Origin of the sequence: uncultured Actinobacillus sp. (genome assembly GCF_945915845.1) — a bacterium.
Classification (GTDB): Bacteria; Pseudomonadota; Gammaproteobacteria; order Enterobacterales; family Pasteurellaceae; genus Exercitatus.
This window is the reverse complement of sequence record NZ_CAMEFX010000050.1, coordinates 1-12816: the sequence shown is the minus strand read 5'-3', so window position 1 is coordinate 12816 and position 12816 is coordinate 1. Positions and strand designations below refer to the sequence as shown.

The following is a 12816-nucleotide window of genomic DNA, read 5'->3' as shown; positions in this document are numbered from 1 at the left end:
GGGCAAAAAATAAGCTCCGCCGCAGCCTTTTATTGAAAGATAAACAGACCCTAATTTTAGCCTATCGTTGTCGCAATTATCTTGAAATTTCGCTATAATCAACCGCACTTTTGTACGCAATAGTAATGTAGTTTAATTTCATGAAACTTCAAGCCAATCATAAAACCCTTGATTTATCTTCCCCAAAAATTATGGGGATATTAAATTTTACCCCGGATTCTTTTTCTGATAGTGGTCAGTTTTTTACCTTAGATAAGGCATTGTTCCAAGTAGAAAAAATGCTTAAAGATGGCGCAGTGATTATTGATATTGGTGGTGAATCTACGCGCTCTATGGCAGAAGAAGTATCTGAACAGGAAGAATTAGCGCGTGTTGTGCCTTTGGTAGAAGCGGTGCGTCAACGTTTTGATTGTTGGATTTCAGTGGATACCTCAAAAGCTTCGGTGATGGAAGAATGTGCAAAAGTGGGCATGGATATGATTAATGATATTCGTGCCTTGCAAGAATCTAATGCTTTAGAAACTGCCGTTAAACTAGGATTACCGACTTGTATTATGCATATGCAAGGGCAACCTCGTACCATGCAGAATAACCCACAATATGATGACGTTGTTGCAGAAGTGCTTGAATTTCTTGAGAAACGCACCGCACTTTGTTTACAAGCCGGTATGAAAGCTGAAAACATAATTTGGGACGTAGGGTTTGGCTTTGGCAAAACAGTGCAACACAATTTTAAATTGTTACAACAAAGTGCGCGTTTTGCGGTACAAGGCTACCCTATACTTGCCGGACTTTCACGCAAATCCATGATCGGTTCGGTACTAAACAAAACCGTTGACCAACGTGTGGTAGGCAGTGCAACGGCAGCATTAATTGCAGCAATGAATGGCGCAACAATTTTACGCGTGCATGATGTGGCTGAAACCGCAGATGCACTGAAAATTTGGCAAGCAACTTTAAACGCATAAATCTAGGATGAATTTTTCATCCTTCTCTTACCCTTAAAATAAAGGAAATAAAATGGCAGAACGTAAATATTTTGGTACAGATGGTGTACGTGGTAAAGTGGGGGAATTTCCAATCACCCCGGAATTTGCACTTAAATTAGGCTGGGCAGCCGGTAAAGTCCTTGCTACTCAAGGCTCAAAAAAGGTATTAATTGGTAAAGATACCCGAATTTCCGGTTATATGTTGGAATCCGCCCTGGAAGCAGGACTTGCTGCAGCAGGTTTATCTGCCGCTTTTGTGGGACCAATGCCAACACCGGCCATTGCTTATCTCACCCGCGCTTTCCGTGCTGAAGCCGGTGTAGTCATTTCCGCCTCTCATAACCCTTACTACGATAACGGTATTAAATTTTTCTCTGCGGCAGGCACAAAATTACCTGATGAAGTCGAAGAAGCGATTGAAGCGATGCTTGAACAGCCGATGGATTGTGTTGAATCAGCCGCTTTAGGTAAAGCAACGCGCATTGTTGATGCAGCCGGTCGTTATATTGAATTTTGTAAAAGCACCTTCCCAACAGATTTAAGTTTAGAAGGCTACAAAATTGTCGTGGATTGCGCACATGGTGCAACTTATCATATCGCACCCAGTGTTCTGCGCGAATTAGGGGCGGAAGTAATTGAAATCGGTACCGAGCCAAACGGTTTAAATATTAATGAAAAATGTGGTGCAACCGATATTAAAGCATTGCAAGAAAAAGTATTGGAAGTAAACGCTGATGTCGGCTTAGCTTATGATGGCGATGGCGACCGTATTATGATGGTGGATCATTTAGGCAATAAAGTAGATGGCGACCAAATTCTTTATATTATTGCACGAGAAGCATTACGTGCAGGTAATTTAAAAGGCGGTGTAGTCGGAACATTAATGAGTAATATGAGCCTAGAAATTGCCCTTAAACAACTTGGTATTCCATTCTTACGAGCTAACGTAGGCGACCGTTATGTCTTGGAAAAGATGCAAGAAAATAACTGGAAATTAGGTGGTGAAAATTCAGGGCATATTATTATTGCCGATAAAAACACCACAGGTGACGGTATTATTGCTTCTCTTGCGGTATTAACTGCGATGGTTCAACATAAATTAACCTTAAATGAGTTAACTTCAGCCGTTCAATTATTCCCACAAGTGCTAATTAATGTCCGCTTTGCAGGAGGTGCAAATCCATTGGAAAGCGAGGCAGTAAAATCCGTTGCCGCTGAGGTTGAAAAACGTTTAGCCGGAAAAGGGCGTATCTTGTTACGTAAATCCGGGACAGAACCATTGATCCGCGTGATGGTGGAATGTGAAGATGGTGTGTTGGCACAACAATGTGCAGAAGAAATTGCTCACGCTGTTAAAGCTAACTAAGGACTATTTATCTTTCAATAAAACCTCTAATTGCTCAAATTTCTTTCAGTTGACCTAGTGCGGTAAAATTTTAACTTGTTTTAACATAAAATTTCGTTATAATGACCGCACTTTCGTTAACAACGACAACCATATTTAAAATGCGACTATAGCTCAGTTGGTTAGAGCACCACCTTGACATGGTGGGGGTCACTGGTTCGAGTCCAGCTAGTCGCACCATACATATAAATCAACGTAACACACGTTGCTTTAAATCGTTTAAAAAGCCTTGTAAATCAAGGCTTTTTTCATATCTAAATAATGCTCAGAACCGAAAAACACGGTACATATTTTTCTACAAAACTTACCCGTTTATTCGTAGAAAAAATACGATGGGTAAAACTATAAGAAAAATGACCGCACTCACCCCCACCGCAACACGAAATTGCCAATGCTGTGTTTTATGGCGATAACGTTCCATGGCTAAATGCATTCCCATAAAACCGCCCATAAAACATAACGTCAACAAAACAGATTCTTCAATCCGCCATGCTTTATTTTTTGCACGCTGTTTATCCAGTCGCATTAAAAAATAAGCGGCGATATTCACCGCCGCTAAATAACTTGCCAAAATACAGAAAAACATTAGTTGCTATACACAGGTAAACGTGCACAGATTTCTAATACTTTCGCTTTAGTAGAAAGAATCACTTCATCTTCTTTCTCTGTACCCATAGCGTCTAAAATATCACACATCCAACCGGCTAATTCAGTCACATCTTTTTCAGTAAAACCACGACGTGTTACTGAAGGTGTGCCCACACGAATACCTGAAGTCACAAATGGTTTTTGCGGGTCATTTGGTACTGAGTTTTTGTTCACGGTAATATTCGCACGACCTAATGCGGCGTCTGCTGCTTTACCTGTTTTACCTTGGTTAATTAAACTCACAAGGAATAAGTGGTTTTCTGTACCATTAGAAACCACATCATAACCACGTGCTTTGAATACTTCCACCATGGCTTTTGCATTTTTCAATACATTTGCTTGGTATTCTTTAAATGCCGGTTCTAAGGCTTCTTTGAAACATACGGCTTTCGCTGCAATGATATGAACTAATGGACCACCTTGGTTTGCAGGGAAAACAGAAGATTGTAATTTTTTATAAATTTCTTCATCGCCACAAGCTGATAAAATTAAACCACCACGTGGGCCACCTAAGGTTTTGTGTGTAGTCGTTGTAACCACGTGTGCATGTGGTAATGGACTTGGGTAAACGCCTGCTGCAATTAAACCTGCCACGTGCGCCATATCAACGAATAAATACGCGCCTACCGCATCTGCAATTTCACGCATTTTCGCCCAGTCAACCACTTGAGAGTAAGCAGAGAAACCCGCCACAATCATTTTCGGTTGGCATTCTTTCGCTTTCGCTAACACATCATCATAGTCAATCACGCCATCTGCAGTGATACCGTAAAGCACAGAATTATAAATTTTACCCGAGAAACTCACTTTCGCACCGTGGGTTAAGTGACCGCCATGGGCTAAATCCATCCCTAAAATTGTATCGCCGGCATTAATTAACGCACCATAAACGGCAGCGTTGGCTTGTGAACCTGAGTGTGGTTGTACGTTAGCATAGTCACAGTTAAATAATTCTTTCGCGCGATCAATAGCCAATTGCTCAACGATATCTGCATATTCGCAACCACCGTAATAACGTTTACCCGGATAACCTTCTGCATATTTATTTGTAAACTGAGAACCTTGCGCTTCCATTACGCGTGGACTCGCATAGTTTTCTGAGGCAATTAATTCAATATGTTCTTCTTGACGGCGATTTTCATCTTGAATCGCTTGCCATAAAACCGGATCGTAATCTGCAATATTCATTGATTTTTTAAACATGGTAAGTTCCTCTTTTGCTGTGATAATGGCGTATAGTTTACAATTTTATACGTCATTTTTTAATTGAAATTTCATTGCTAAATTTTCATTAGGCAGATGAATTATTTTCATCTAAAACATTACTATATATACCCTAACTAGGATTGCTCATCAAAAAGTAATTATTGATTTTGCTCACGCGCCACCGCGCGATAACCAATATCTCGGCGATAGAAACGGCCTGTCCAAGTGACTTGCTCTGCCAATTTCAAGGCTTTTTGCTGTGCATCAAATACCGTATTACCCAAAGCAGTCACACAAAGCACGCGTCCACCATTGGTCACAAGTTTACCGTCTTTCTCTGCCACACCGGCTAAAAAGACTTTTTCACCTTGCGCAGGTTGAGCCGGAATACCATGGATTTCATCATTTTTGCGATAATCCCCAGGATAACCTTCCGCTGCTAGCACGATACCCAGTGCCGCCTCTTCCGCCCATTCTGATTTCACTTCATTTAATTTACCCTCACAGGCTTTTAAACAAAGCTCCACTAAATCAGATTTCATCCGCATCATAATCGGTTGCGTTTCAGGATCACCAAAGCGGCAGTTAAATTCAATCACTTTCGGCTGACCATTTTTATCAATCATCAAGCCTGCGTATAAGAAACCTTTGTACACATTATTTTCCGCCGCCATACCGCGCACAGTCGGATAAATAATTTGCTCCATCACGCGATTGTGAATTTCTTGCGTCACTACTGGTGCAGGCGAATAGGCACCCATACCGCCTGTATTCAAGCCTTTATCGCCCTCGCCTACGCGTTTGTGATCTTGTGATGTTGCCATTGGCTCCACATTCACGCCATCTACCATCACGATAAAGCTGGCTTCTTCGCCATCTAAAAATTCTTCAATTACCACACGGCTACCCGCTTCACCAAAGGCATTACCAGATAACATATCTTTGATCGCCTCTTCTGCCTCTTGTAACGTCATCGCTACAATCACACCTTTACCTGCCGCTAAACCGTCAGCTTTCACCACAATCGGCGCACCTTTTTCACGCACATAAGCCAACGCCTGATCCACATCAGTAAAGTTTTGATATTCTGCGGTCGGAATATTGTGACGTGCCAAGAAATCTTTAGTAAAGGCTTTAGAACCTTCCAACTGCGCTGCTGATTGACGCGGCCCGAAAATAGTTAACCCAGCCGCCTCAAAGGCATCCACCACACCAACGACTAACGGTGCTTCAGGGCCAACAATAGTTAAACCAATATCATTTTCTTGCGCAAATTTCACCAACGCCGGCACATCTGTCGCAGAAATATTCACATTTTCCACCGCACTTTCTAATGCTGTGCCGGCGTTACCTGGTGCAACAAAAACTTTGCTTGCTAAAGGCGATTGCGCCGCTTTCCACGCTAGAGCGTGTTCGCGACCACCGTTTCCGATGATGAGTATGTTCATTTTATGTTCCTTTTAAATTCTTTTTGACTGTAATTTTAATATCGTGTTTCGCCGATGGCGACCTACTTTTCTTATTCTGTCACTTTTCTTTGCTTCGCCAAAGAAAAGTAACCAAAAGAAAGGCGCCCCTGCTTTGCCTTATTTCCTAAAAATAGTGGAATTTGTTTCACGCAAAATTTGTAAACTCGCTACGCTCAAACAGTACAAATTTTGCTACAAATTCCCCCATTTTTAGGCGGCAAAGAAGGGAACCCTCAACAAAACTGTTCAATATTCTAAAATAACGGTATGTTATATTCACATTTTCCCCGTCTGAAATGCCTGAGCGACTTGAAATTTTTAGGAAATTTTGTACTGTTTGAGCGTAGCGAGTTTACAAAATTTCCGTTAAAAAAATTTCAATCAAGCGAAGATAGCATTGAAGTCGGGGTGTGTTCTTTGGTTACTTTCTTGCACAAGCAAGAAAGTAACAAATCAATGTCTAAAGTGTCTCATTTTAGTAAGAACCATCACCATATTATGCTCATCCGCCGCATCAATCACTTCTTGATCGCGCATTGAACCACCTGGGTGGATAACACATTCAATGCCTACCGCGGCAGCGGCATCAATGCCGTCACGGAATGGGAAGAATGCGTCAGAGGCCATAACACAACCTTTCACTTCTAAGCCTTCATCTTGTGCTTTGATACCTGCAATTTTCGCAGAATAAACACGGCTCATTTGACCTGCGCCGATGCCGATGGTTTGATTGTTTTTCGCATAAACAATGGCATTAGATTTCACAAATTTCGCCACTTTCCAGCAGAATAATAAATCTTCTAATTCTTGTTGAGTTGGTTTACGTTTGCTGACCACTTCTAAATCATCAATGCTCACCATGCCTAAATCCGCGTCTTGCACCAATAAACCGCCGTTCACACGTTTTACATCTAAACGAGCTTGTGGTTTGCTGAATTCACCACATTCTAGTAAACGCACATTTTTCTTCGCTTTGACCACTTCAACCGCTGCTGCTGAAACCGTTGGCGCAATAATCACTTCCACAAATTGACGTTCAACAATGGCTTTCGCGGTAGCTTCATCTAATTCACGGTTAAAGGCAATAATGCCACCAAATGCTGAAGTAGGGTCAGTTTGATAAGCGCGATTGTAAGCCTCTAAAGTATCTTTTCCTAACGCCACACCACAAGGATTCGCGTGTTTAACAATCACACAAGCCGGTTCATCAAAAGATTTCACACATTCTAACGCCGCGTCAGTGTCCGCAATATTGTTGTAAGAAAGAGCTTTACCTTGTAATTGTTTCGCGGTTGAAACACTGGCTTCTTTTACATCTTGTTCGACATAAAACGCCGCATTTTGGTGGCTGTTTTCGCCATAACGCATAGTTTGTTTACGGATAAAGTTCAAGTTTAAAGTACGAGGGAATTGACCGCACTTCGCGTCTTTATCTTCTTCCTCAGCGGCAAAATAAGGTTTCACCATTTGACCAAAATAGTTGGCAATCATTGAATCATATTGCGCCGTATGTTCAAAGGCTTTAATGGCTAAATCAAAACGGGTTTCTAAGCTTAAGCTATTTTGGTTTTGATCCATTTCCGCAAGAATGGCGTTAAAATCATTATTATTCACCACAATCGCCACATCTTTATGGTTTTTCGCCGCAGAACGCACCATTGTCGGGCCGCCGATATCGATATTTTCTACTGCATCTTCAAGCGAACAATTTGGTTTCGCCACCGTTGCCGCGAAAGGATAAAGGTTTACCACCACCATATCGATCCCTTCGATACCATGTTGTTGCATAACGGCATCATCCGTACCGCGGCGACCTAAAATCCCACCATGCACTTTCGGATGAAGGGTTTTTACACGACCGTCCATCATCTCCGGAAAGCCTGTGTAATCGGACACTTCCGTCACCGGCAATCCGTTGCCAGCTAAAAGTTTTGCTGTGCCACCAGTTGATAATAATTTCACACCACGTTGATGTAAGCCTTGTGCGAATTCCACAATACCAGTTTTATCAGACACGCTTAATAACGCTTGACGAATTGGACGAGTTTGCATGAATGTTTCCTTTTATGGGTTAATTTAAAAAAAATCCTGCGCATTATAACGCAAACGTTTGCTTTTGTGTGGAAAAGATTAAAGGTTGTTGATGTTTTATGATTAGAAAATAGACTATTTTGTACCAGCACGCAAAATGCGTATATGATGACGTATGGTTGAATGGCTTTGTGACTCTAATTCTCAACATCCAAAGTGCTAAATGATATGCCATTCCATACAGTTTATCACGCAAGAAAATGTAGGGGCTGATCACATTAGCCTCAAAAAACAAATATCATTACTCATTGATTTTATTAAAAATATGAAATACATATCAAATATTGGGGCAAATGTGATTTACCCCTACCGCCCTGTGATATTTCCAACAATATTGGATATAAATCATAATATTTTCACGAAAAATTACTGCAATTTTGGTGAAAATATATTTTGGACGCCAAGCGTGGCGTCCCTACAATCACTGCGTTAATTGATTTTTTGAAATAACCCAAATATGTGACCCATTACGTTGATTTATATATAAATTTTCATAATTCATTACATCGATTTATCTACAAAATTTTTATCAATCACAGCAAAATATTCGGAGTGTTTGTAGGGACGCCACGCTTGGCGTCCAGCGATATATGAACACGAAATGATATTTCCGACAACATTTGATATAAAGAAATAAAAATATTGTACAAATAAAAAATATAGCATTAGAACTTTTCTTTAATTTTTTCTAGTAAATCTAACCTTCTATTTCTGCTCTCCTTATTCATCTTCACGAAAAAAACGCTCTCGCCATTTTTTATATTCTAAGCCATTGAAAGGAATATCTTGTTCAAAAGCCCCAACTTCCTGTGGATACCATAACTCCTGACTATATAACGGTTTTAATAGATTGGCTAATTGATAATAACTCTCTGGCAAATCCGATAACATTGGGTAATCCGAAGCTTGGATCAAATAGACATCTTTTGCTTGCCACACCGACAAACCTTTAATTGGCGATAATGCCTGCACGCCCCCCACCTTATCCAATAACTCCCGAGATAACATCGTTTGCCAGCTAATGCCTTTTATTGTCTCTCGTTTTAGTTCAAGTCCTTCGCTAATCTCATTAGTAATTTCCAACCCGGGATATTTTTGAGCCACACTATATTCCGCATCACGATAAGCTAAGTTCTCTTCTAAATGGCGACAAGTACCAATTCCGGCATAGCCATGTAGTGGTTGCAAATACCCTAACCAACGAACTAACACATCTTGAACACTTTCGTGATATGTTGCAAAAAAAGTGAGCGGAAAATGGATTAAGACTCGGGATAAATACCCCTGTTTTTCCCCCCAATCTGCCTTTCCAAGCACCGAGAAATTAACATTACTCGCATCATATTCCCGATTACCCCCTTTATATAAAAATTCCCATTGCCAATCTGAAGGCAAAGGCAGTAGCCATTCTTTTACTTCGGGGGCTGATTGCTGACGTAAATCTATCCAATTGTATTTTCTATCTTGGGTAAACGTGATTTGGTCTTTCAGCATTGCTCGGTATTCATCGAACATCGTTAAAATGGCTTGGCGTTTTTCTGTGGTATACCCTTTATCAAAAAACAACACAATTTTAGTACAAATACCCAGCAATACATCTCCCTTTGGATTGACCAGTTCCAATTCTTTATCTAAGTTAGTTAATGCCATCGCCATATTCGCCGTTCCTCCAAAACCCAAGAATAATATCAATATTAAAAATAATCGTTTCACGGTTTTTCCTGTTTTGCATCTTATCTATAAAATAAACTTTTATTAAAGCTATTGCAATTTTTTAGGCATAGTTTTGAATATCTCAGCACGGCAAAGCCATACCGAGTTACGCATAATTCAGCCCCTTTGGGGCTGATAGTGCGGTTAAAATTTTCTTGGATTTTAACCGCACTTGTGCATAATACAAGCGATTAAAATCAACAAGGAAAAAATATGGGATTTTTAAGTCTATTATTCGGTAAAAAAGCGAAACAAACTAAGCATACTGAACAATCATTAAAAGAAATTTACCTGCAATTTGCCCAAATGATTAGTGGTAATGATGACGCTGTTTTAGCCGAAGTTCGAGAGCTATTTGAGCAGACATCTGCATTTTTGGCGACACATCAAGAGCAATATGATGAAAGATGTATTGATACCGAACGGCTTTCAAAGGAAGAATTATATTGGATCAGTTTTGCCGATATTTTGATTGCTCACAATTATGCCGCAGAGTTTGATTGTAAGAGTGAGTTAGAAGATTTTGAGTATTTTTTGAAAGCCTTACAAGGATTTAAGTCATATCCTGCCGTTGATTTTCCGGCGTTGGATGAAAATGAAGTGGTTCATATTTGGATAGATCAAATCAATGCCTATTGGAAAAATCAGCCAATTGCTTTAATGCAACAGGATATTGACAGCGATAGCCACGTTGTTTTTCCAATCAACAAAGAGCATATTGCCTTTTTAAAAGCAGAAAGTAAGAAGATCGGACAGAAATTTTATGAAACGGGGTTGTGATGTTTGTTTTCTAGAGTTTGATATAATAAAATTTCTCACAGACAGGGTAAATGTCCCCTCGGTCTTAAAACAAAGCAGGGATCCGTAGGAGCCAACCAAGGCCAGCTTATAATGAGCAGTATTGGTATGTTAGGCAGCGGCTAACAACATATGCAATGGGGAACGTATGTTCCCCTAAAAACAGTACTTATACCAACCCATACCGCCATTGTTCTTTAAAAAATTAACTTAATAGCACACCATTCAAGCGGTTGGATTTTTCTAACATTTACAAAAGATTAGGCGAATCTGACCGCTTACTCTCCCCTTTGCGGATAACCACTGGCTTTATACTATAACCACAACGAAACGAACCACAACGAAACAAGCGGTCAAAAACACGCATTATTTTTCCAATATGACCAAAACGACAATGAAATCCACCGCACTTCTCATCAAGGCGTAGGGTGGGCATTCCTGCCCACCATTTATATTTGATGATATTTTCGGTGGGCAAGGATGCCCACCCTACAAAAACTGATATTAAGAAAAAATTTGGCAATAAATACGATATGGAAATAGAACAATTAAAAGATTTTTATAGAAAAGAAGGTAAAATAAAATGAAAAATATAATTATTCCATTTAGCAACGTTGGTGAGTTATACTTTGGTATGAGTAGAGATTATATAAACAACAATATTCTTAACACTATAGATTATAAAAGTGAAGAAGATATTATATTAGGTACAAATGAAAAATTTACAGATGACTTTTTTGAGAATGGGATGACATTAGGATATCTAAATAAAGATTTCAAATTAAGCTACATTTTATTAACTGATGAAGCAAATTGTAACGCTATATTTAATGGTAAAGATTTACTAGAGATGAATTATTTAGAATGCAAAAATTACCTTTTGCAATTCGATCCTGAAATAAAAGAAGAGGAATATGTAGGATTTACAAGTTATAAATTAGGTATTTCAATTTACGCTCCCAATGGTACTGAAGAACCTGATACTTTTATTGAATGTGTAACTGTTGCTGAAAAGGGTTATCTTGAACAGCAAGATTTGTTAGCTGAAATGATATAAATACTTTTTATTACAAATGCAACAAAACAAAATCGCTCAAATCATCGCTCACACAGGGGCATATTTCACGTTACGAAATACGCCCCCTTTCTCTTGTGTATTTCCCCAAAATAGCGGTATTCATCGCTTTGTTCCGGCAAAAGACAAAATCACCAAAGGCGACCCCATTGATGTTCTCACAGGTCAAGTCGTTGAGCAACGAATCGATTTTACTCTTGGGCAAACCATTCCCCTTGCGTTTATTCGCACTTGGTCTCGTCATAAAGATGAACAACAGGCTGATGGCTTATGTGGTCGTTTTTGGATGGATAACTTCTCCGAATATGCGGAAGTGTCCGACAGCGGGCAACACATCAAAATAGCCACCTTTGAAGGCAGTTATTTACGCTTTGCCTTACCATTAGGCGCAACGGGGTCATCCAATCCAGACCACCCTGAATACACTCTCATTCGTCATCGTGAGTATTTGGAGTTATTCCACCGTGAAACGCAGTTGTCTAAACTGTTCTATTTTAGTCACTCCGCAGAAAATGACGATACTGAAACGGAATCCGAATCCTCAGAAGCCGATTTTGCCTATCCACCGCTGACTGACGGACGTTATCTCATTTCCGCTTGGTTAGATACGTTTGATAATGCGGTACAGTTTCATTATAACGAACATTCGTGGCTGGAAGCGGTTTCCCACACCGACGGCATTACCCTTGCCTTTACCTACCAAGGCGAATGGTTACATCAAATCATCCGCACCGATACAGAACAAGCTGAAGTCCTGGCAACCTATCGCCAAGATGAACGTGGTGCTTTGGTGGAAAACAATGCCCTACTCGACTTCCATTTGTTTTACGAATACGACTCGCACTTTAACCTAACCCGTTGGGCGGATAATGATAAAACTTGGGTGGATTATCATTATGACGAACAAGGTCGGGTCATTCACAGCATTGGTGCCGAAGGCTTTTATCCCGTTTGGCTTCAGTATGAAGAGAATCGAACAACGGTTTTAGACAGCCAACAACGTGCGACTGTATATGACTACGACAGTCATCTTATGAAACCGCTTTCCATCACTTTGCCAAGCGGTGCCAAAACCCATTTTGAATACGACCGCTACGGCAATCTGCTTTCTCAAACCTTTGCCGATGGCAAGCAGGTGCAATTTGACTACCTTGAGCAAACCGGTTTAGTTACCTGTTTTACCAACACCGCTGGCAAGCAGTGGCATTATGACTATGACGAAAACGAACAACTTTGTCAGCTCTCCGACCCACTCGGACGAGTGTGGGCAAAAACAGAAAATCGTGGCACTTTTGCAAAAAACAGCGATAATCCGACCGCTTGCACTACCCTGTTTACCTCACCCGACGGCTCGACCACTGAATTTATTCGCAATCAATATGGGCTATTAACGGAAGTCAAATCCACGTTTGGCAAACATCA

The 12816-nt window shown here is 40.3% G+C and carries 10 protein-coding genes and 1 tRNA gene; 6 read left to right on the top strand and 5 right to left on the bottom strand.

The window, feature by feature from the left end; translation table 11 throughout:
- The first annotated feature begins 140 nt into the window (after positions 1 to 140).
- The 3 genes from folP to Q0O89_RS09330 all read left to right on the top strand — a co-directional run bounded on the left by folP (position 141) and on the right by Q0O89_RS09330 (position 2574).
- Positions 141 to 968 (top strand): dihydropteroate synthase, encoded by an 828-nt coding sequence (folP, locus tag Q0O89_RS09340; protein ID WP_293731444.1) that lies wholly within the window; start codon positions 141 to 143, stop codon positions 966 to 968.
- Positions 969 to 1020: 52 nt separating this feature from the next.
- Complete coding sequence (gene glmM, locus Q0O89_RS09335) at positions 1021 to 2355, top strand: phosphoglucosamine mutase (protein WP_293731443.1); 1335 nt, start codon at positions 1021 to 1023, stop codon at positions 2353 to 2355.
- Between the two features lie 142 nt (positions 2356 to 2497).
- A tRNA-Val gene (locus Q0O89_RS09330) sits at positions 2498 to 2574 on the top strand.
- 124 nt (positions 2575 to 2698) lie between these two features.
- Here the strand turns inward: Q0O89_RS09330 and Q0O89_RS09325 are convergent.
- The 5 genes from Q0O89_RS09325 to Q0O89_RS09305 all read right to left on the bottom strand — a co-directional run bounded on the left by Q0O89_RS09325 (position 2699) and on the right by Q0O89_RS09305 (position 9521).
- Positions 2699 to 2980: a DUF1294 domain-containing protein gene (locus Q0O89_RS09325; protein WP_293731442.1), complete on the bottom strand. Its 282-nt coding sequence runs from the start codon at positions 2978 to 2980 to the stop codon at positions 2699 to 2701.
- Complete coding sequence (gene glyA / locus Q0O89_RS09320) at positions 2980 to 4245, bottom strand: serine hydroxymethyltransferase (protein ID WP_293731441.1); 1266 nt, start codon at positions 4243 to 4245, stop codon at positions 2980 to 2982. Before glyA ends, Q0O89_RS09325 begins: the two co-directional genes overlap by 1 nt.
- 161 nt (positions 4246 to 4406) lie before the next feature.
- Positions 4407 to 5696: a phosphoribosylamine--glycine ligase gene (gene purD, locus Q0O89_RS09315; protein ID WP_293731440.1), complete on the bottom strand. Its 1290-nt coding sequence runs from the start codon at positions 5694 to 5696 to the stop codon at positions 4407 to 4409.
- 474 nt (positions 5697 to 6170) lie between these two features.
- A complete protein-coding gene (purH, locus tag Q0O89_RS09310; RefSeq protein WP_293731439.1) occupies positions 6171 to 7769 on the bottom strand; it encodes a bifunctional phosphoribosylaminoimidazolecarboxamide formyltransferase/IMP cyclohydrolase in 1599 nt (532 codons plus the stop codon).
- A gap of 759 nt (positions 7770 to 8528) precedes the next feature.
- A complete protein-coding gene (locus Q0O89_RS09305) occupies positions 8529 to 9521 on the bottom strand; it encodes a type VI immunity family protein (protein ID WP_293731438.1) in 993 nt (330 codons plus the stop codon).
- Between the two features lie 213 nt (positions 9522 to 9734).
- On the opposite strand from Q0O89_RS09305, the gene Q0O89_RS09300 reads away from it, so the two are divergent.
- The 3 genes from Q0O89_RS09300 to Q0O89_RS09290 all read left to right on the top strand — a co-directional run.
- Positions 9735 to 10301, top strand: a complete 567-nt coding sequence (locus tag Q0O89_RS09300) for a DUF6630 family protein (RefSeq protein WP_293731437.1) — start codon at positions 9735 to 9737, stop codon at positions 10299 to 10301.
- A gap of 601 nt (positions 10302 to 10902) precedes the next feature.
- The gene (locus Q0O89_RS09295) at positions 10903 to 11376 is read left to right on the top strand and encodes a hypothetical protein (RefSeq protein ID WP_293731436.1); all 474 of its coding nucleotides are present in this window, start codon (positions 10903 to 10905) and stop codon (positions 11374 to 11376) included.
- Between the two features lie 16 nt (positions 11377 to 11392).
- Positions 11393 to 12816, top strand: a 1424-nt coding sequence (locus Q0O89_RS09290) for an RHS repeat domain-containing protein (protein WP_293731435.1), incomplete at its 3' end; no start/stop codon positions are given.

Coding starts and splice junctions, on each gene's coding strand:
- purH (WP_293731439.1), bottom strand. CDS start 7,769: ATGCAAACTCGTCCAATTCGTCAAGCGTTATTAAGCGTGTCTGATAAA.
- folP (WP_293731444.1), top strand. CDS start 141: ATGAAACTTCAAGCCAATCATAAAACCCTTGATTTATCTTCCCCAAAA.
- Q0O89_RS09295 (WP_293731436.1), top strand. CDS start 10,903: ATGAAAAATATAATTATTCCATTTAGCAACGTTGGTGAGTTATACTTT.
- glyA (WP_293731441.1), bottom strand. CDS start 4,245: ATGTTTAAAAAATCAATGAATATTGCAGATTACGATCCGGTTTTATGG.
- glmM (WP_293731443.1), top strand. CDS start 1,021: ATGGCAGAACGTAAATATTTTGGTACAGATGGTGTACGTGGTAAAGTG.
- purD (WP_293731440.1), bottom strand. CDS start 5,696: ATGAACATACTCATCATCGGAAACGGTGGTCGCGAACACGCTCTAGCG.
- Q0O89_RS09325 (WP_293731442.1), bottom strand. CDS start 2,980: ATGTTTTTCTGTATTTTGGCAAGTTATTTAGCGGCGGTGAATATCGCC.
- Q0O89_RS09300 (WP_293731437.1), top strand. CDS start 9,735: ATGGGATTTTTAAGTCTATTATTCGGTAAAAAAGCGAAACAAACTAAG.